19 protein-coding genes are annotated in these 19190 nt (G+C 40.5%); all 19 read right to left on the bottom strand.

Annotated elements, in window-relative coordinates:
• Positions 1–681: a YggS family pyridoxal phosphate-dependent enzyme gene (locus HRJ06_RS15480; protein ID WP_174733851.1), complete on the bottom strand. Its 681-nt coding sequence runs from the start codon at positions 679–681 to the stop codon at positions 1–3.
• Entirely contained in the window at positions 682–1509 is an 828-nt protein-coding gene (gene pgeF, locus HRJ06_RS15475) for a peptidoglycan editing factor PgeF (RefSeq protein WP_174733850.1), read from the bottom strand.
• Between the two features lie 70 nt (positions 1510–1579).
• Entirely contained in the window at positions 1580–1849 is a 270-nt protein-coding gene (locus HRJ06_RS15470) for a YlmC/YmxH family sporulation protein (RefSeq protein WP_174733849.1), read from the bottom strand.
• A 150-nt stretch (positions 1850–1999) separates the two neighbouring features.
• Complete coding sequence (locus HRJ06_RS15465; RefSeq protein WP_174733848.1) at positions 2000–2107, bottom strand: biofilm-forming protein; 108 nt, start codon at positions 2105–2107, stop codon at positions 2000–2002.
• Between the two features lie 227 nt (positions 2108–2334).
• The gene (gene sigG, locus HRJ06_RS15460; RefSeq protein ID WP_174733847.1) at positions 2335–3114 is read right to left on the bottom strand and encodes an RNA polymerase sporulation sigma factor SigG; all 780 of its coding nucleotides are present in this window, start codon (positions 3112–3114) and stop codon (positions 2335–2337) included.
• Positions 3115–3295: 181 nt separating this feature from the next.
• Positions 3296–4015 carry an RNA polymerase sporulation sigma factor SigE gene (sigE, locus tag HRJ06_RS15455; RefSeq protein ID WP_174733846.1) on the bottom strand — a complete coding sequence of 240 codons (720 nt, stop codon included), beginning with the start codon at positions 4013–4015 and terminating at the stop codon, positions 3296–3298.
• A gap of 43 nt (positions 4016–4058) precedes the next feature.
• Entirely contained in the window at positions 4059–4997 is a 939-nt protein-coding gene (gene spoIIGA / locus HRJ06_RS15450) for a sigma-E processing peptidase SpoIIGA (RefSeq protein WP_174733845.1), read from the bottom strand.
• Between the two features lie 1011 nt (positions 4998–6008).
• On the bottom strand, positions 6009–7157 hold the full coding sequence (gene ftsZ / locus HRJ06_RS15445) for a cell division protein FtsZ (protein WP_174733844.1): 1149 nt from the start codon (positions 7155–7157) through the stop codon (positions 6009–6011).
• Between the two features lie 46 nt (positions 7158–7203).
• On the bottom strand, positions 7204–8487 hold the full coding sequence (ftsA, locus tag HRJ06_RS15440; RefSeq protein ID WP_174733843.1) for a cell division protein FtsA: 1284 nt from the start codon (positions 8485–8487) through the stop codon (positions 7204–7206).
• A 128-nt stretch (positions 8488–8615) separates the two neighbouring features.
• Positions 8616–8966 (bottom strand): small basic family protein, encoded by a 351-nt coding sequence (locus tag HRJ06_RS15435; RefSeq protein WP_174733933.1) that lies wholly within the window; start codon positions 8964–8966, stop codon positions 8616–8618.
• Position 8967: 1 nt separating this feature from the next.
• On the bottom strand, positions 8968–9699 hold the full coding sequence (locus tag HRJ06_RS15430) for a DUF881 domain-containing protein (protein WP_422392736.1): 732 nt from the start codon (positions 9697–9699) through the stop codon (positions 8968–8970).
• A gap of 47 nt (positions 9700–9746) precedes the next feature.
• Positions 9747–10460, bottom strand: a complete 714-nt coding sequence (locus HRJ06_RS15425; protein ID WP_242035267.1) for a DUF881 domain-containing protein — start codon at positions 10458–10460, stop codon at positions 9747–9749.
• A complete protein-coding gene (locus HRJ06_RS15420) occupies positions 10432–11253 on the bottom strand; it encodes a cell division protein FtsQ/DivIB (protein WP_338421109.1) in 822 nt (273 codons plus the stop codon). The genes HRJ06_RS15425 and HRJ06_RS15420 overlap by 29 nt, the downstream gene beginning before the upstream one ends.
• 173 nt (positions 11254–11426) lie before the next feature.
• A complete protein-coding gene (murB, locus tag HRJ06_RS15415) occupies positions 11427–12335 on the bottom strand; it encodes a UDP-N-acetylmuramate dehydrogenase (protein ID WP_174733841.1) in 909 nt (302 codons plus the stop codon).
• A 63-nt stretch (positions 12336–12398) separates the two neighbouring features.
• Positions 12399–13490, bottom strand: coding sequence for an undecaprenyldiphospho-muramoylpentapeptide beta-N-acetylglucosaminyltransferase (gene murG / locus HRJ06_RS15410; RefSeq protein ID WP_174733840.1), 1092 nt, complete (start codon positions 13488–13490; stop codon positions 12399–12401).
• 416 nt (positions 13491–13906) lie between these two features.
• Positions 13907–15007 (bottom strand): stage V sporulation protein E, encoded by a 1101-nt coding sequence (gene spoVE / locus HRJ06_RS15405; protein WP_174733839.1) that lies wholly within the window; start codon positions 15005–15007, stop codon positions 13907–13909.
• A gap of 103 nt (positions 15008–15110) precedes the next feature.
• Positions 15111–16463, bottom strand: a complete 1353-nt coding sequence (gene murD, locus HRJ06_RS15400; RefSeq protein ID WP_174733838.1) for a UDP-N-acetylmuramoyl-L-alanine--D-glutamate ligase — start codon at positions 16461–16463, stop codon at positions 15111–15113.
• Position 16464: 1 nt separating this feature from the next.
• On the bottom strand, positions 16465–17439 hold the full coding sequence (gene mraY / locus HRJ06_RS15395; protein WP_174733837.1) for a phospho-N-acetylmuramoyl-pentapeptide-transferase: 975 nt from the start codon (positions 17437–17439) through the stop codon (positions 16465–16467).
• Positions 17440–17649: 210 nt separating this feature from the next.
• Entirely contained in the window at positions 17650–19110 is a 1461-nt protein-coding gene (locus HRJ06_RS15390) for a UDP-N-acetylmuramoyl-L-alanyl-D-glutamate--2,6-diaminopimelate ligase (protein ID WP_174733836.1), read from the bottom strand.
• Between the last annotated feature and the right edge of the window lie 80 nt (positions 19111–19190).

The raw sequence follows: 19190 nt of genomic DNA, 5'->3' as shown, positions 1-19190 counted from the left end.
CTACTGACCTCCCATCCCTACTAAGGCCGTTCCAATGCGAATCATAGTTGCTCCTTCTTCGACGGCGACACCAAAGTCGTTGGACATCCCCATTGATAGCTCTTTGCACGGGGCATAAACAAGATTCAATTCCTGAACCTCAGACTGAATCTTTTTTAAGCTTCGGAAACATTCCCTCAGAGCCTCTTCATCCTCTATATGAGGGGCCATCGTCATCAAACCGGAAACCCGAATATTCTTAAAACCTTCCAGGCTTTTTATAAAATCCAATACTTTTGAAGGTTCAATTCCATGCTTTGATTCTTCTCCGGAAACATTTACTTGAACAAGGCATTTCAACGGTTTCTCTGTTCGCTTATTAATTTCTTTAGCGAGAGAGAAACGATCTAAGGAATGAAGATAATCTATTTTATTAATGACATTTTTCACCTTTCTCGACTGAAGGGTGCCAATAAAATGCCAAACAGGCTTGTCCTTTAGAATTTCCCATTTAGCAAGAAGACCTTCGTCTCGATTTTCACCAAGATGGGTTATACCTGCCTTCACTGCTTCCTGGGTACGGTCTGCATCTACATATTTTGTCACGGCAATAATCGTAATTTCTTCAGGATTTCTGCCTGATCTTTCACAGGCACTTTCAATTTGACTTTTTATGTAACGAAGGTTTTCTGAAACTTCCATTTATAGATTCATATCCTCCTTCCAGCCAATAAAGCTGATCATTCTCCCAGATGCCCCTTTATCACGGCGATGAGAAAAGAATAAATCTTCATGACAGCTTGTGCAATACTCTGTCACAGAAACAGCTTCTTTTTTCACCCCTGCGGTGATAAGGATCTGCTTATTTAATTCCTGTAAGTCAAGAGAGTATTGCCCCTCTGATATTAAATTATAGGGCTTTTTTTCGACATCTTCTAGTATATTTTGTACTAAAGTGATAACTCTTTCATCAACAATATAACATTTTTGGCAGATTGAAGGCCCGACTACTGCTTTTATACTATCTGGTGAAATGCCCTTTTCTGCAAATGCGTTGACCATTTCACGGCCTATGCCTTTTACGGTACCCTGCCAGCCAGCATGGGCAATACCGATCATCCCAGATTCGGGTGCGATAAAGTAAAGAGGGACACAGTCAGCATAACACAAGGTTAAAAGAACATCTTTATCCTGTGTATAAAAACCGTCTGTATCAACAATTGAGGAATCATAAATGGCTGCTCCTTTTCCTCGATCATTCTTCGTTACATATTGAATTCTCTTTCCATGAGTTTGCTCTGCGCCCACCCAATTCTCTAGCGCAAATCCTATTTTCTGTGAAAATCTTTGTCTGTTTTCAAAGACGGCCTTTGGTGTATCGCCAACATGATGGCCTAAGTTCAAGCTATAAAAGGGCGTCTCGCTGGCTCCTCCATTTCTGGTCGAAAAACCAGCAGTCAGTCCAGGGAATTTCTCCATCCAGTCCGAAATAGCAAAAAACTCTTTCTTCTTCAGGAGGAACGGCTCCATTTTGCTTACCCCTTTTATTTTTTCTCTAGTTTACCATAGAAAGGTTAAAGGTCCCAGTAAAATAAGCCTTTTATGCTTCTTCGTCCTTATATTTAACTTCTCCAGTATCCATATAGCGAACCAAAATAACGTCATGCCCAATCTTTAAAATGTTCCGCCAAGGAATCGTTACAGCGTCCTCCCTTGCAAAAAAACCAAGCATTTTTCCTGGCCCGCCAATTACAACAGCTTCGATTTTACCTGTTGTTAAGTTGATTTCAAAATCCTCTATATTTCCAAGCTTTTTTCCATCTGCCACATTAACCACATCTTTTATTTGAAAATCAGAGACTTTAATCATATTAATCTCCCTCCAGATATTCTCTTTATAATAAAATATATGAGAGAGGATCAGGTATTCATGTATCTTTTATTTTTTGCTTTAAAATCGAAACTTTTTCCTAAATAAAAAACAGACCCGGCAGCATCGCTGGAATCTGTTTTTCTGTACTTATCGCGTTTTTTTAGGTCTTTTTTGGTCCTGCTGAAAGGCACTTTCGGTTTCGTGATCCTTCTTTACTTGCTCGATGCTGCTGTTTTGAATCCCCTTTTTCTTCATGGTATCACCACCTTATTCATTATTATTTTGGTCTAAATTCCTAATATTAATCATTGGTTTATTCTCTTTCCAGTCACTTGCCCTACGCCTGCCATCCTGGTCTCTTGGCTAAGTAAAATAATACTCACTGAACCCTGTAGCTTGGATGCTGACGACAATCCAAACGTTTTAAAAACGCTTGGGACTTTAAAAGTTTTTATAACAATAAAAAGCTGCCATACCGGCAGCTAGCTTTGAATGTTTTTGTTCATTTGTTTGATCGCCGCTTTCTCAAGCCGTGAAACCTGAGCCTGGGAAATTCCGATTTCATCTGCGACCTCCATTTGTGTTTTACCCTGAAAAAATCGTTTACGGAGTATCAACTTTTCTCGCTCATTTAATCGCCTCATGCCTTCCTTCAAGGCAATTTCCTCAATCCAGTTGCTGTCCTTATTTCGTTCATCGCTTAGCTGATCCATTACAAAAATCGGATCCCCGCCATCGTTGTAGATCGGCTCAAACAAGGATACAGGATCCTGTATGGCATCAAGAGCAAACACAATTTCTTCATGAGGGACTTCTAGCACTTTTGCTATTTCTTCCGCAGTCGGTTCCCTTGAAGTTTCACTCATAAGTCTCTCTCTGACTTGAAGGGCTTTGTATGCTATGTCCCTTAAAGACCGAGATACTCTAATTGGGTTATTATCCCTTAAATAACGTCTTATTTCACCTATAATCATCGGAACAGCGTACGTGGAAAACTTAACGTTTTGACCTAAATCAAAATTATCGATGGATTTCATAAGTCCAATACACCCGACCTGAAACAGGTCATCCACAAACTCACCCCGGTTATTGAAGCGTTGAATAACGCTGAGGACGAGGCGAAGGTTCCCATTCACCAGCTTTTCCCTGGCGGAAATATCTCCTTCGTGCATCTGTCTGAAAAGCTTACGCATTTCTTCATTTTTTAAAACTGGCAGCTTTGAAGTATCCACACCGCAAATTTCTACTTTATTTCGAGTCAAATCTTTTCCCTCCTCACAGGAGCTGCTGTACAAAATTCAGTATCTCCGCGGGAAGGAAAAATATGCACATTCATGAATTGCTTAGAAGGAAAACATGAAGAAAAAACCAGCAAAACAAATTAATATCAACGGTTTTAAGACGCTAATTTTTTTTGTTATTTACGTAATTATGTTTAAAAACTTAAACCATTTTATTAAATTCTTTCCTCAGCCTTTTAATAATTCTTTTTTCTAATCTTGAAATATAAGATTGTGATATACCTAACATATCGGCTACATCTTTTTGTGTTTTTTCTTCCTCTGAACCTAGGCCAAATCTTAACTCCATAATTTGTTTTTCCCGGTCCGTGAGTGACTGCAAAGCATTTACAAGAAGCTTTTTATCCACGTTAGATTCAAGATCCTTTGTAATGATATCCTCATCTGTACCAAGCACGTCAGAAAGGAGCAGTTCGTTTCCATCCCAATCAATGTTAAGTGGTTCATCAAAAGATACTTCAGATCTTATTTTGTTATTTCTTCTCAGGTACATTAAAATTTCATTTTCTATACACCTGGATGCATATGTAGCAAGTTTTATTTTCTTTTCAGGATTAAATGTGTTTACTGCTTTAATTAACCCAATCGTTCCAATACTGATTAAATCTTCAATATTAATTCCTGTATTTTCAAATTTCCGGGCAATATAGACAACAAGCCTTAGATTTCTTTCAATCAAAATTGATCTTGCAGCCTTATCACCATTCGGAAGTTTTTTTAGCAAGTGCTCTTCTTCTTCTTTATTTAGAGGGGGAGGCAAAGCTTCACTTCCGCCAATGTAATAGATTTCATCTGTTTTTATCCTCAGTTTAATCAGCAATTTATACCAATAATAAGAAAACCTAAGTCGCAAATTTTTCATGAATTGTCCTCCTTCTAAATTGTGAAATTCCGAGTATAGTATATTAACCTACTCTTGCAGGAGGTCTAGCTGTACTCAGACCTGTCAACATTTTAGGATGAATGATGCACTGGAAGCTATCATCTGCCGATAGTTGCTGCATACTAAATGATATAAGGGCCTTATCAATGAGATGCTGCTTGTCATCTTTTGTAATCCAAATTTCGTCTGGCTTTATAGCTAGGATGAGCTGATGATCCTGCCCAACAACCTTGCAAGGGATAATTCTCATCCTGCTTTCCCACTCCTTTGGTAGGCTTTCTTCTCCATAAAGTATAGAATCGGGGTTTTCCGCCATTTTTAATATTGGGGCCGGAACCTCCGAATTTACCCCATTGAGAGAAATTAACATTACCGGCAGTTTGGATAGCGGGTCATATAGTTGGTTTCCGCTGTCAATAAGACCTCTCCGATTTAATCTAGTCTCCGAGAGGGTAATGGTAACGTCCACTAGCTGGTCATATTGAATTTTTGTCATTTCCATATGTTCAACGTTTCGCTTTGAAAAATGCCAGGCAGCAGGAAAACCTAGAAGAACAAATAACCAGCTGACTGGATCGCCAAATCCTTTCACACTCGATAACATAACAGCCGAGCTCAAATTCATATCGAACGAAACGAAGTAGTGAAGACCAATTAATGTTCCGCCAATAAGGAAGGTTGCCAAATAAAGTGTCATCAGTCCTTTCAAAAAAAAGCGGAATCTGTGGTACCCAAAAGCAGAAAGGATCATTAACGCTGAAACAATCATTTTTATTATTGGATTTGCGCTATAGGCATTTAAAGGAGTCACAGATAATAAAATAATTAGTGAACCTATAAAGCCGCCTAATATTAATCTCCATTTCGGAACGGACCTTTTAAGAAAAATGGCAGTTAAATAAAGGAGCAGGGTGTCAAACAAGAAATTTAAAGCCCATATGACATCCAGATAAATAGTCAAAATCGCCCCCCCTTTATTCTGGCAGAACCCCCAGTACCTTTTTCTTTACTAACTAAATGCCAGATTAAGAGTTTTCTTTCTACCATTCCGTTACGACAAAGTATAACGTACCTGCCTTTAAGAAGTGTGTCACTTTCTGTATACAAAACAACAGAAGTTTTCACACATCTGTACGGAATTTGTCATATTTCCAGCAGACTGATAAATCTAAAAGCAACAAAACTGACAGATGGACTGGAGCCAACATAGAGAGCGGAAGGGATCCTTATTGACTTTCACAAAGTACGCTAATCGGTGGGTACTGGGTGCTGATTGAATTAAATCATACGATTATCCCCAACTAGGAGTTTAAAAAAACGATAAAAAAGTACGGCAATATATGCCGCACTTCCATTTATTTAAACTATTTTCGATTTTTCCAACATAAATCTTTTTTTGCAACTAGCTTCGTTTTTTTGGGGACAACCTATGCGTTTAATTGGCCTTCATCGATGTATTAGTCTCGTTGAACATCTTGCTAACTCGTAAGGTTTAGCAGCCGAATCATAAGCCATGCCCTTACGTTACTGAAGGCAAAAAACGCCTTCATTCAGGCCCCACTTTATGCTTGTCGGGACTGAACGAGGCGCTTCCGTTTTTCTATTGTCTAGCTGCGCCTCCTAGCTTCTCGAGGCGCTTCGGTCCTGCTGATGAAGTCAAAGAACGACTTCACCTTCAGGCCCTCCAGCGCTTGTCGAAGCTGGGCAGTCGGCTTCGCTTTTCTATTGTCCAACTGCAGCGCCTAGCCCCTCGAGTCATAAGCCATGCCCTTTCTGAAGGCAAAAAACGCCTTCATTCAGGCCCTGTCTTATGCTGGTCGGGGCTGAACAAGGCGCTTCCGTTTTTCTATTGTCTAGCTGCGCCTCCTAGCTTCTCGAGGCGCTTCGGTCCTGCTGATGAAGTCAAAGAACGACTTCACCTTCAGGCCCTCCAGCGCTTGTCGAAGCTGGGCAGTCGGCTTCGCTTTTCTATTTACCTTCTTCTGTTTCTGTTTCGGAGGAACGTTGGGATATCTAGTGTATCCTCCGGATGCTGAGAAGATTGGTTGTTTCTGCTTGGTTCAGGTTGCGGCTGAGTCTCTTCGCGTTTAGGTTCGCGCTTTACTCCTCCGCCTAGATTTGGTTTAGGCTGTCCGAATACAGGCCTTGTCGGCTTGGGCTGGGCAACTTCCTCGTTGAATCCTGTTGCAATAACAGTAACAATGATTTCATCTTTCAGGTTTTCATTAATAACTGAACCAAAAATCATATTTACTTCTTGATCTGAGGCAGAAGCTACAATATCAGCTGCTTCCTGAACCTCATATAGGCTAAGGTTAGATCCTCCAGTAATATTCATAAGGACACCCTGTGCTCCATCAATTGAAGTTTCTAATAATGGAGAAGAGATTGCCTTCTTGGCTGCTTCTGTTGCACGGCTTTCACCACCGGCAACACCAATTCCCATAAGAGCAGAACCCTTGCTAGACATAATAGTCTTAACGTCAGCAAAGTCAAGGTTGATTAATCCTGGTACAGCAATTAAGTCAGAGATACCCTGAACCCCTTGACGGAGAACATTATCTGCTTCACGGAATGCCTCAAGCATTGGTGTGCTTTTGTCTACTATTTCTAATAAACGGTCGTTTGGAATAACAATCAGGGTATCGACTGCTTCCTTCATGGAAGAGATTCCGCCAGCAGCCTGTGTTGCACGTTTACGGCCTTCAAATGTAAATGGCCGAGTTACAACACCAACTGTTAATGCGCCAAGATCTCGGGCGATCCCAGCGATAACAGGCGCAGCACCTGTACCAGTACCTCCCCCCATTCCAGCAGTTACGAAAACCATATCAGCGCCCTTAAGCACTTCTTCCAGTTGTTCTCTGCTTTCTTCTGCAGCCTTTTTCCCAACTTCTGGATTAGCTCCAGCACCTAATCCTCGGGTTAATTTGCCGCCAATTTGCATTTTCACTTCTGCTTTAGAAAGGTTTAGCGCTTGCGCATCGGTATTTACTGCAATAAACTCCACACCTTGAACTCCATGCTCAATCATCCGGTTTACTGCATTGTTACCTCCGCCGCCAACTCCGATTACTTTTATAGTTGCTAATGAATCTAAATTTGTATCAAACTCCAACATGACAAATCCTCCTAATTCGTCGTATTCCTGGTCAGCAAATTAATGCTTACTCAAAAAAGTAGCCAAGAAACTTTTTCACTCTTGATGTTACTTTTTCTTCAGGTTGTTTTTCCGTCTTCGATTTCGGGTGCGGCTGTTTTTGAATGCGTTTTTCTTTTATTTCCGGCTCACTCAAAGCGCTGCCAAAGTCCCGGCCTTGAAGCTTTGCATTTTTGTACGCAAATTTTATTAAACCCACTGCCGTGGTATATTGCGATTCACGTACGCCAATATAGTCTGGAATCGCAATTCTAATTCGGTTTTGGAAAACGAGCTGGGCCAGCTCTGGAACCCCTTGCATGTTTGCAATTCCGCCAGTTAATACAAAACCGCCGGGCAGATCCCTTACACCCATTACTCCTAACTCATTTCCGACCATTTCAAAAATTTCTTCCAGGCGTGCCTCAATGATATCCGCAACTTCAACCTGGTTAAATTGCTGCTGTTGGTCACTCCCAATCATTGCAGCACTGAATATTTCATCCTCTGAAGCATGGTCATAGAAAGCATGTCCATGTTTTACTTTGATATTCTCTGCATCCTCTGTGGTCGTTCTCAGTCCAATTGATAAATCTTTTGTGATATGGTCTCCGCCAATAGGTATGACCGAAGTTCCTTTTAAATGGCTGTTCTCAAACACTGCAACAGTCGTTGAACCTCCACCAATGTCTACTAGAGCCACGCCCATATTTTTTTCATCTTTAGAAAGTGCAAAAGATCCAGCTGCCAAAGGCTGAAGCACTATGTCTAAAACTTGCAGGCCCGCCCGCTCCACGCAGCGAAGTGTGTTATGTAAGATTGTTTTTGAACCGGTAATGATGGTTCCTTCCATTTCCAGCCTCACGCCAATCATGCCGCGAGGATCATTGATCTCATCAAGCCCGTCCACAATAAATTGCTTTGGAATAACATCAATAATTTCTCTCTCAGGAGGAATTGACACAACTTGCGCTGCATCTATTACCCGAGCAACATCTTCATCCGTTATTTCTCGATTTTCACTTGAAACTGCCACTACACCATGGCAAGGCTTCAACGAGACGTGGTTCCCTGTCACACCTACAATTACACTGGAAATCTCCATCCCTATCATTCTCTCAGCCTGTTCAACTGCCCGTTTAATGGAATGAACGGTTTCATCTATATCAACAATTGAGCCCTTTCGTAAACCTTCGGACTTCACATTGCCAACACCAATTACATTTAAAGAGTCATTGACCATTTCTCCAATGATTACTTTAACACTGGATGTACCGATGTCAAGACTTACAAATATGTCATTGCTGTTCATTCTCTGGCACCTCCTTAGCAATACATCATTTATCGAACAACAATTTTTTTCCTTTAATACTTGTGTTTAATTACAATAACCTTATTCGTCACAACTAGTTAATTCCCTTTTTTATACATGAATTTTTTCTACTTTTCCTCGTTCGTGGTCCATTTGGTCAAAAGTATGCGCCTTATGACTGCAATATTTTGAAAAAGCCTGACACCAAACGCGAAAACTGCTGCTAAATACAAGTCTACACCAAGATGGACACCTAGAAAAGCTAAACTTGCTGCAAGCAAAATATTAAAGAAAAATCCTGAAACAAATACCTTTTCATCATAAATATTTTGAAGCTGGGCCCTGATTCCTCCAAACAGAGTATCAAGAGCAGCCAGAATAGCAATTGATAAATAATTAGAGTATTCATCGGGGATTCGGATATCAGTCAGCAGCCCGATGATGACTCCGATGATTAACCCCATAAGGGGAAGCCACATATTATCCATTGTCTCCTTTTTCCGTATTAACTGGTTCCATGTACCGTATACGAATAGTATCCTGATAAGAAGGTATAGTTATTTCAGGTTCAGGTTTGTTTACATTAACACGCAGGCTGTCGATGAAAAAGTCATCAGCTACACTGGAAACACTCATGCGGTTGTAAAGCTTTTCAGCTGTATCTACTGTGTCAACGATCACCTTGATGTTAATAGGATACCTATTCAGCGAGTGCCCATCTATTTTTGTATCTCTGTTTATGATTCTAATCACCGTTGTATTAATAACACGCTGTCCATCTACAGAGATGTGCTGGGCTCCATACATATTCAATTCATTAATCAGCCTTTTAAGCAATTCTGGTGATACAGATACAGCAGGGTTGCCCAATGGCATTAGGTCAAAGTCTGGTTCAATAGACAGAACAAGACCCGCTCCTGTTACTTCAGTTAATCCCGCTTCCTGTTTTAATTCCTCAAGGGTGCCCTTAAGCACTTGTTCCTTACTTTGTGCACGCACTGTCTTATATTCAGCAAGCTTTTCCTCAACGGAACGGATCTCTTGGATCAGCTTTGTCTGAAGTTCTGTTTCTTCCATTAAATCCTCACGCAGCTCCCATGTATCTCTTGTATCCCTCTCGACAGGTTCGCTTACCGTTTGAAATTGGATGGCGATCATTAGTCCTATCACCGCGGCGATGAGAACAAAACCGGTATTCTTTCGATGCTTCACCCAATTTCACCTATCTTTCTGTTAACAACAAGCCAGTTAGATACCAATTAACCTCCAAGAATAGGATCCATAATAACACCAGTTTTTTCTTCAAGTGAAAACTGAATGCTATCATTTACTAACTGATCCTTTACTCCACCAGTAAGGTTCAATGCAGAGGAAAGTACTTCTGGATCTCCGAGAGCAGTAATAACAAATGGAGCTGGAAAGGGTGATCCATCGACAGTTATGACTGGACCGTTACACACGATATAAGATTGATGGGTTAACCTCTTTCCATTAACGGAAATAGCAGAAGCTCCTGAAATGTATAGTTCATTAATTACCTTAAACACATGATGTTCATGTACTAGATAATTATTAATATTTTTTTCATCAGGATTATACTCACCGTCTTTAAGTGTAACTTGTACACCATTCCCTTTTACTTTCACCTTTCCAAGATACATTCTGTACTTCTCAGCATCTTCTGCAAGGTTAAAAAACACTTGCGCTTCTTGTGCTAATTCTTGTTCAAATTCCCTCACTAAATCATGCTTATCGTTTAGTTCGGTTTGAAGTTCCCGATTTTTGGTAACCTGATCGGCAAGCTGCTTTTTTAAATTTATGTTCTGTTCCCATTGTTTATCGGTAATAACAGGACCTTTGCTTTCACTTTCACGTTCAGTAATACTGTATGAGAATGCTACCAAAAATCCAAGAACCAATGCCACAAGGGAAAGCACAACCTGATTACCCTTCAGCTTCCTGAATTTCAACATTTTCAGCTCCCCCCGCTTCATAAGCTTTAAAATAAGAGCCTACTTCCAGGTCTATTACACCCTTTATCCCCGGGTCTAGCTGACTAACGATAGAAGGGTAATGTGCAAATTTGTCAGCAAACGTTCGAAGTGTGGCATGAACCTCAAATCCATCATTCATAAACAGACGAATTCTATAAGTATCGGTTTCTATAGGAGTATAATAGATTTCTGAAATTGAATTCAAAAGCTCAGAAGGCAAAAACTCTAACGCGGAAATCATTTCGTTGAGCACTTTTCCTTCTTTAAATTCAATTAGAATCGGAGCATTTACAGGAATGTCCGTCATCTTCTCTTTATCTAAAGTGTCCCCATTTTCTAAAACAGGTACAAAATTTTTCCCTTTGGTTATATAAGCAATCCGATCATATTCTATAACAGAAATCAAGATTGTATTTGGAAACTTCACCTTTACTTTTGCTTCACGAATCTCTGGAAGTTTCTCAAGCTCGTCCTTTACGCCACTTTTATTAACTTTCCAAATATTTGTACTGGTTGTAATACCGGTCTGTGCCAAAATTTCCTCACTGCTCATAGCAGAGTTTCCGGTAACAACCAATGATTTGACTTTACTTAACGGAGATTGGAAGTAAATAATACACGCAATTAGCGCAAAAAATAACAGCAACAAGAAAATGAGTCTCCGATTGGCCTTTTTCCGTCGTTGTAATTTTAATTTAGGGATTCTGTCCTCTATTGAGACAACTTTCCCTTTATCCAATTCCATCACCTCTTCTCCAGCAAGTTCCTGCATTTAGCCAGCATCCTGCCTTAAATTCAGTGGATTCTGTCTCAATGCCTATGAGGTTGACTCTCTCATAAAAACAACAGCATTTAAGGGATATGCCGTTCATTTTATTGAACTTGTTATGCCTAATCTAATGAATTATTATAGCATATATTTTGCTAGATGAAGCGGCTTTTCTGTTATTTTCTCCCTATTATTTCTACTTCGGTTTCTATCTTTATTTGGTACAAATCATAGATCGTATCTTTAACATGCTGGATAAGTGCAAGCACATCTTCGGCACTGGCACTTCCTGTATTAACAATGAAGTTGCCATGCATGTTTGAAATTTCGGCTCCTCCAATAGAATGTCCTTTAAGACCAGCTTTTTCAATTAGCTGCCCTGCGTAATTTGGAAGCGGGTTCCTAAAAATGCTGCCCGCACATGGCGAATTCCAAGGCTGAGTATCTTTGCGGTAATCTTTGTTCTTCTGCATTTCCGCAGAAATAAGATCCTTATCACCTTCTGTGAGATTAAATACGGCCTCAACCACAATGCCAGGCCGCTTATTCTGAAGGACAGATGTACGGTAAGAAAACTCCATTTCTTCATTTGACAACCAGCCCATTGTACCGTCTTCAAACAGAATGCAGGCTTTCTCCAAAATTTTTGAGATATCAGATCCGTGGGCTCCCGCATTCATGTAGACCGCTCCACCGACTGAACCTGGAATACCACTCGCGAATTCCAGACCTGATAGTCCTTTTCGGCTAATGCTAGTAGCTAGCGCAACTAATGAGTAGCCCCCGCCAACACGAAGAGTTGTTCCATCAAGCTCAAGAGTATTTAGACCTGTTCCTAACTTTATTACTGCCCCGTCTATCCCTTTATCAGAGACCAGTAAGTTTGAACCTCTCCCAATCGCCCTCCAATTAACCTTGTTGTCGATAATGAAATCCATGGTCTTTTTTAGGTTTTCGATTGAGGAAGGTTCGATAAACAAATCAGCCGGTCCGCCGATTTTGATTGTTGTATGATTTGCTAAAGGTTCATTTTCTTTAACCTTTCCAATATTAAGTTCAGTAAGCCTCTTATTCAGTTCATTCATAGTTTTCCACCCTTTCCTTATGCAGCATATACCATTTATAATATGCTGTCTGAAATGCCAGGGCTACTTAACAAGCTCCCTCATCAGCCTGTAAAGCCGTTCCGCTGCATCAGGAATGCCCAAGTCTTTGGCTGCTTTTTTCATCTCATTTAATCTATTTTCGTTCATTAAAATACCATCAATATGCTCAATTAATTTAGAACCCGTCAAATCTTTTTCAAGTAAAAGTTCTGCAGCTCCATGTTCGCTCAATGCCCTTGCGTTTTTTTCCTGATGATTATCTGTGACATATGGACTTGGAATCAGAATACTTGGAATACCAAGCGACGTCAGCTCTGCAAGTGTTGTCGCACCTGCCCTTGCAACAGTCAAATCTATCCCAGCTAATACTTCAGGCATATTGTGGACAAATGGTTTGATTATTACATTTTCTGGATTGCCGATCAGGTCTACTTCTTTTTGAACCTCATCATAATGGGCATCTCCAGTTATATAAAGTATCTGATATGGCTTTTGCCCTATTTCACCAAGCTTTTTTAACACCGCTTCGTTAATCGGCTTGGCGCCGCGGCTGCCACCGAAAATTAGTACTGCAGGCTTCGAAAGATTTAAACCAGCCGAAAGCCGTCCAGCTATGCCGTCCTGGCCAATTACTTCGGAAGCTCTTGGGTTACCGGTAAAAAACACTTTTTCCTGTGGGAAGTAAGCTTTTGCTTCTTCAAAACAAACAGCAATCCGATCAACATAACGGCTTAAAAATTTGTTTGTTAAACCAGGAACACTGTTCTGTTCATGTATAACTGTTGGGATTCCGAGTTTTGCTGCAGCATATACAACCGGACCACACACGTATCCTCCAGTACCGATGACAACATCTGGGTTGAACTTTTTCAGGATTCGTTTACTATCCCAGACTCCTTTAATGAACCTGACTACTGTTTTGATATTATCAAACGAGAGCTTTCGTTTAAATCCTGTTATATGTATTGATTGGAACGGTATGTTTTCTCTGGGGACAAGTGTACTTTCAAGCCCTTTTTCAGTACCGATATATAAAAATTCAACATTTTCATTATCTTTTTTTATTTCCCTGATTAGAGCCAGGGCCGGATAAATATGGCCGCCCGTTCCCCCGCCGCTTACTGCTATTCTCATCTTCTCACCTCTTAAAGAGTGTTTATTCTATTCTTGTATTCGCCAAGGCTGCTTTGAGCAAAGAAAAGCACTCCCCGGCTTTTACCCTATTCTACTACATTCTAAACCCAACCACCCTTGAAAATCATTTTGTTAACAAAATGTAATTTTTCAATAAAGTAAGGCTCACTGGTATGTTTGGCAGTTTAAAAACTTTTTATCATTATACTCATAACCTTTTCAGTTGTTTAAAACAAAAGTGAGATCATCCGTAAAACGTTGAAATCGGCCGATTGATAAGAGCCTGCTTTATTATCAAAATCAATTCACAAAGAAATACCAGTTACAGTATATAGTTTGCGATTTTTGGCTAGTGATTAAATACCCCCTACGAAAATCAGCAATAAAAAAAAGAAACCCTGAGACAGGGTCATTAGTTAATATCTCGAGTATCGGCTTATATTTAGGAGCACTCCAACAGCCATGAGCATTAAGGTTAGTGATGAGCCGCCGTAACTCAGGAAGGGGAGAGTAATCCCTGTAACTGGCATTAAGCCAATAACAACACCAATATTGATCATCACCTGTATGGCAATCATAGCCACAATTCCAACCGCAAGGAAACTGCCATATAAATCAGGAGCACCGAGGGCGATCCTTATTCCTCTCCATAATAAGAGAGAGAATAAGAGCAAAACAAACGAGCCACCGATAAAACCAAGTTCTTCAGCTAAAATAGCAAAAATAAAATCGGTTTGCGGCTCAGGGAGATAAAAGAATTTTTGCCTACTCTGTCCTAATCCTAACCCAAATAAACCGCCTGGACCTATCGCATATAGCGACTGGATAATTTGAAAGCCGCTCCCGAGCGGATCTTCCCAAGGATCAAGAAACGAAGTTATCCGTTTTATTCTGTAAGGTGCTGATAAAATTAACCCGACAAACCCGGCCGCTCCTAATAGTCCCAATGCTGCAAAGTGACTAACTCTCGCCCCAGCAATAAATATCATCACTACGCACGTGCCAACCATTACAGTTCCAGTGCCTAGATCCGGCTGAAGCATGATCATCCCGAATGCTGTGAAGACCAGAAGGAGCGCTGGACCAAGTCCCTTTTTGAAGGAAGTAATCAGCTTTTGGTTAACAGATAAAAATTTGGCAAGGAACGCAATCATTGCCAGCTTCATGAATTCCGACGGCTGAACGGAAAATGCTCCGACTCCTATCCAGCTTCTTGAACCATTCCTTACATTGCCTATACCTGGAATCAAGACGAGAACAAGAAGGACAAAGCAGATTATCAGGATTAACTTAGACCACGTTCTCCATGTCCAATAATCAATATTCATGATAAAAAACATAGCCATTATTCCAACCCCGGCAAATAACATCTGGCGCTTTGCAAAGAAAAAAGAATCGTCGAATTTGTACTCGGCCCAAACCGCACTTGCGCTATACACCATGATTAAGCCTACACAGAGCAATGAAAAAGTAATAATCATTAATATAAAGTCAGGAGTCGTTTTTTTTGTTGGCAAAGCTCCACACCTCGGCTGCAAGTATTGGGCTGTACCGTTCTTATATCCAGAATGCAAGCTGGTATTGAGAGGTTATACTAGATGCGCGGTAAAAGACAAGCCCTTACTTAAGCTTATGCACCGCATCAATAAACATGTCTCCCCTTACCTCAAAAGTTTTGTACTGATCCCAACTGGCACATGCGGGGGACAGCAGGATAATATCTCCAGCCTTAGAATGCTTGAATGCTTCAGGAACGGCTTTTTCAACATTATCGACATGCAGAATTGTTTTTATTCCTGCTTGTTGTCCCGCTTGTCCGATCTTATCTGCAGTTTGTCCAAAGGTAACCAGCACCTTGACATTTTCCAAAGCAGGAATTAGTTCATCAAATTCATTTCCCCGGTCAAGTCCCCCTGCAAGAAGGACAACAGGTGAGTGGAAAGCAGCAAGCGCATTTTTTGTAGCTAATATATTTGTTGCCTTGGAGTCATTAAAGAATTTCCGACCAGAGATTTCGTCTACATATTGAAGTCTGTGCCTTACTCCTGTGAAAGTCCTTAACACATCGCAAATAGCCCTAGTGTTTGCACCTGAAAGTATGGCAGCTGCAACTGCAGATAAAATATTTTCTAAATTATGCCGTCCTGGCAGGGCAACTGCATCGGTTTCAATGATTTGTTCCCCATTAAAAATGATCCACCCATCTTTAACAAATGCACCGCTGTTCAGCTCTTTATTAACAGAGAATGGAACAATATGGGCTTTAGATTGGCTGGCAATCTTCATAACTTCTTCCTGATCTGCGTTTACAATCAGATACTCAGCTTCTGTCTGGTTTTTTGTAATGTTCGCTTTCGCGCTGACATAGCCCTCTTTTGTTTGGTGATAATCCAAGTGAGCATCATATAAGTTTGTAATGATCGCAATTTTTGGTTTAAAAGAAGAAACACCCATCAGTTGAAATGAGGAAAGCTCAGTTACGATCCAATTTCCAGGTCCTGCCTCTTGAGCAACATCTGCTGCGACGGTACCGATGTTCCCTGCGATTAAAGGATGTTTTTCTGCGCTAGCCAGCATCTCAAACAACAGAGTAGTAGTTGTTGTTTTTCCATTAGTCCCTGTTATTCCAATAAAAGGAGCTTCAGATATCTGGTAAGCCAATTCAATTTCTGTAATGACTGGAATCCCTTTTTCCACTGCAGCCTCAATCATAGGATTGAAGTAGGGTATTCCGGGATTTTTGACAATTAACTCAAAGCCATCATCGAGCAGTTCAACCGGATGCGAGCCACAAATTACAGTGATGCCATGCTCTAACAATCCTTGCGCTTCTGGATTTTCAGAAAGCGGCTTTTTATCATTTACAGTAACGAATGCTCCAAGTTTATGTAATAAAGAAGCGGCGCTTACGCCGCTTTTTGCTAGCCCTAAGACCAGTATTTTTTTATGTTTATACTCGTTAATCTGTTTCATTTTACAACCACACCTCAATGTAAATTCCAAGTACAGCAAACAGCAAGCCTACTGTCCAAAACGTTACGACTACCCGCCATTCAGACCATCCAATCAGCTCATAATGGTGATGGAGCGGACTCATTCGGAAGATTCTTTTTCCTGTTGTCTTGAATGAAATAACCTGAAGGATTACCGATAAGGTCTCAATAACAAAAACGCCTCCGATAATAATAAGGATGATTTCAAGCTTCGTAAGAATGGCCACTGCAGCAATCGCTCCTCCTAGCGCCAAAGAACCTGTATCACCCATAAAAACTTTAGCAGGGTGAGCATTAAAGACTAAAAAGCCAAGTACAGCTCCCACAACTGCAACAGAAAAAATAGAAAGTTCAAATTGTGATTGACTCCAGGCTAGCACTGCAAAAGCTCCAAATGCAATCGCAGCTGTTCCCGATACCAGTCCGTCAAGACCATCAGTCAGATTAACCGCATTTGAAAATCCAACCATCCAGAAGATAATGAACAGAACATACAGCCAGCCCAAATCAACGGACATATCTGTCAACGGTATACTTATTACCGTAGAAAAATCTGATTGCTTTAAAATAAGATAAAAAATGACTGAAACAACTATTTGTCCGAGCAATTTCTGTTTAGATGTTAATCCAAGATTCCGTTTCATCGCGACCTTGATAAAATCATCCAAAAAGCCAAGCAGCCCGAATCCGAGTGTCGCTAATAATAATAAGTAAGTTTTAACCGTTGGCTCTGAAAACTTCCCGGTCATAACCAATGTCGTAATAGTTACTGAGATCAATATCATGATCCCGCCCATAGTAGGCGTTCCTGATTTTTTCTGATGTGACTGTGGTCCCTCTTCCCGAATGCTTTGTCCAAATTTCAACCTTCTTAAGAAAGGAATAAAAATCGGAGAAAGTAAGACAGTGATGAGAAAGCCTAATATTATTGTGAAAAAAATAACTTGCTCCAGCATTTTATTCCCCCCCTATCCCGATTAGAAATCGGTCAGCTTCTTGAAACATCACAGGTATATCATATGTTCCACCTGATTTATTAAGAAGTTTTTCTTCCAAAAAAAGCAGTGCTATTTTGTATGGTAGTTCCGTTTGTTTTGTTTTTAAAATAAGTCTCATTATCTCTTTAAAACCTTTCAATAGTCATTTGCATAGTGAAACGCATTATTTTATTTTTCCTCTATAGCCTGTTTGGCAACTATTCGATCATCAAAATCATAAACATAATCACCTATTTGCTGGTAAGTCTCATGCCCCTTACCGGCAATTAAAACGACATCTCCAGTAGTGGCGCGGTTAACGGCATACTTGATCGCTTCCTTACGGTCAATTATTTTTATATACTGACCTTCCAAAGCCCCCTCCTCCATGTCTCTCACGATTTGTTCAGGATCTTCACTTCTTGGGTTATCTGATGTAAAAATGGAATCAGTAGCATATTCGCATGCAATTTTCGCCATAAGTGGCCTTTTGGTCCGGTCTCTGTCCCCGCCGCAGCCGACGATGACAAAGATTTTCTTTTCAGCAAATTGTTTAACAGTTTTCAGTACATTTTCAAGACTGTCAGGAGTGTGGGCATAATCAACAATCACAGAAAAATCCTGGCCCGCATCGACCAACTCAAAACGTCCTGAGACTCCCTGAACACTCGCAACTGAAGCTAAGGCCTGATTTATCGGTATTCCTGATACATAAGCAGCGCTGACGCTGGCAAGGACATTATAAATGCTGAACTTCCCAATTAACTGAATGGTTACCTTTTGTATACCAGTAGGTGAAACAAGATCAAATGAAGTCCCGCTGGCTGTCATTTTAATTTTAACTGCCCGAAAATCAGCATCATTGTCGATCCCGTATGTAAGGATATGTGCTGATGTCATTTGGCGGTATTCGTCACTAGCAGGATCGTCCGCATTCAAAACAGCGAACTTCGGATGCTTATGAGAAAATGAATTACCAAGCTGTGCAAATAAAAGACCCTTTGCTTTGCGGTATTCGTCCATCGTTTTATGGTAGTCAAGGTGGTCCTGGGTAAGGTTGGTAAACACGGCTACATTATAGTCAGTGCCATGCACCCGGCCATATGCAAGGGCATGGGAAGAAACCTCCATTACCACAGAAGATACCTTTTCATCAACCATTTGTTTAAGTGTTTTCTGCAGCTTAAGGCTTTCGGGTGTAGTATTTTGGACTTCATAAGTGTGGTTTCCTATTTTAGTGTACATCGTACCAATAAGCCCCGTTTTTATCCCTGAATCCATTAAAATTTTGTCTATTAAATGGCTTGTGGTCGTCTTGCCATTAGTACCGGTGATTCCAATCATGTGGAGACTGTGGCTCGGCTGACCATAAAAGGCATCCGCAAGCACAGCCATGGTTCTAACCGTATCTCTAACAACTATAACAGGCACATTTAAAGAAAGCTCTCGTTCAGCAATTACTGCTGCAGCGCCATTTTTTACTGCTGAATCAGCAAAATCATGACCATCTACTGTATAACCTTTAATGCAGATGAATAAACTGCCCGGTATTACCGTTCTATTATCATTTTCAATTGACGTAATCTCGGGGTCTTCACCCTTATAGTCAACGAAAGGATGTAAGTGCTCAAGCAATTCTAGTAACTTCATTATCAACCAATCCTCTCAAAAAAGAAAAGCATAAACAAATATGTCAGCTTCGTAACCACTGACTGTTATTTTCCCTATAA

The sequence above is a fragment of the Mesobacillus harenae genome (genome assembly GCF_013343715.1).
GTDB lineage: Bacteria > Bacillota > Bacilli > Bacillales > Cytobacillaceae > Mesobacillus_A > Mesobacillus_A harenae.
This window is presented reverse-complemented; position numbering and strand designations above follow the sequence as displayed.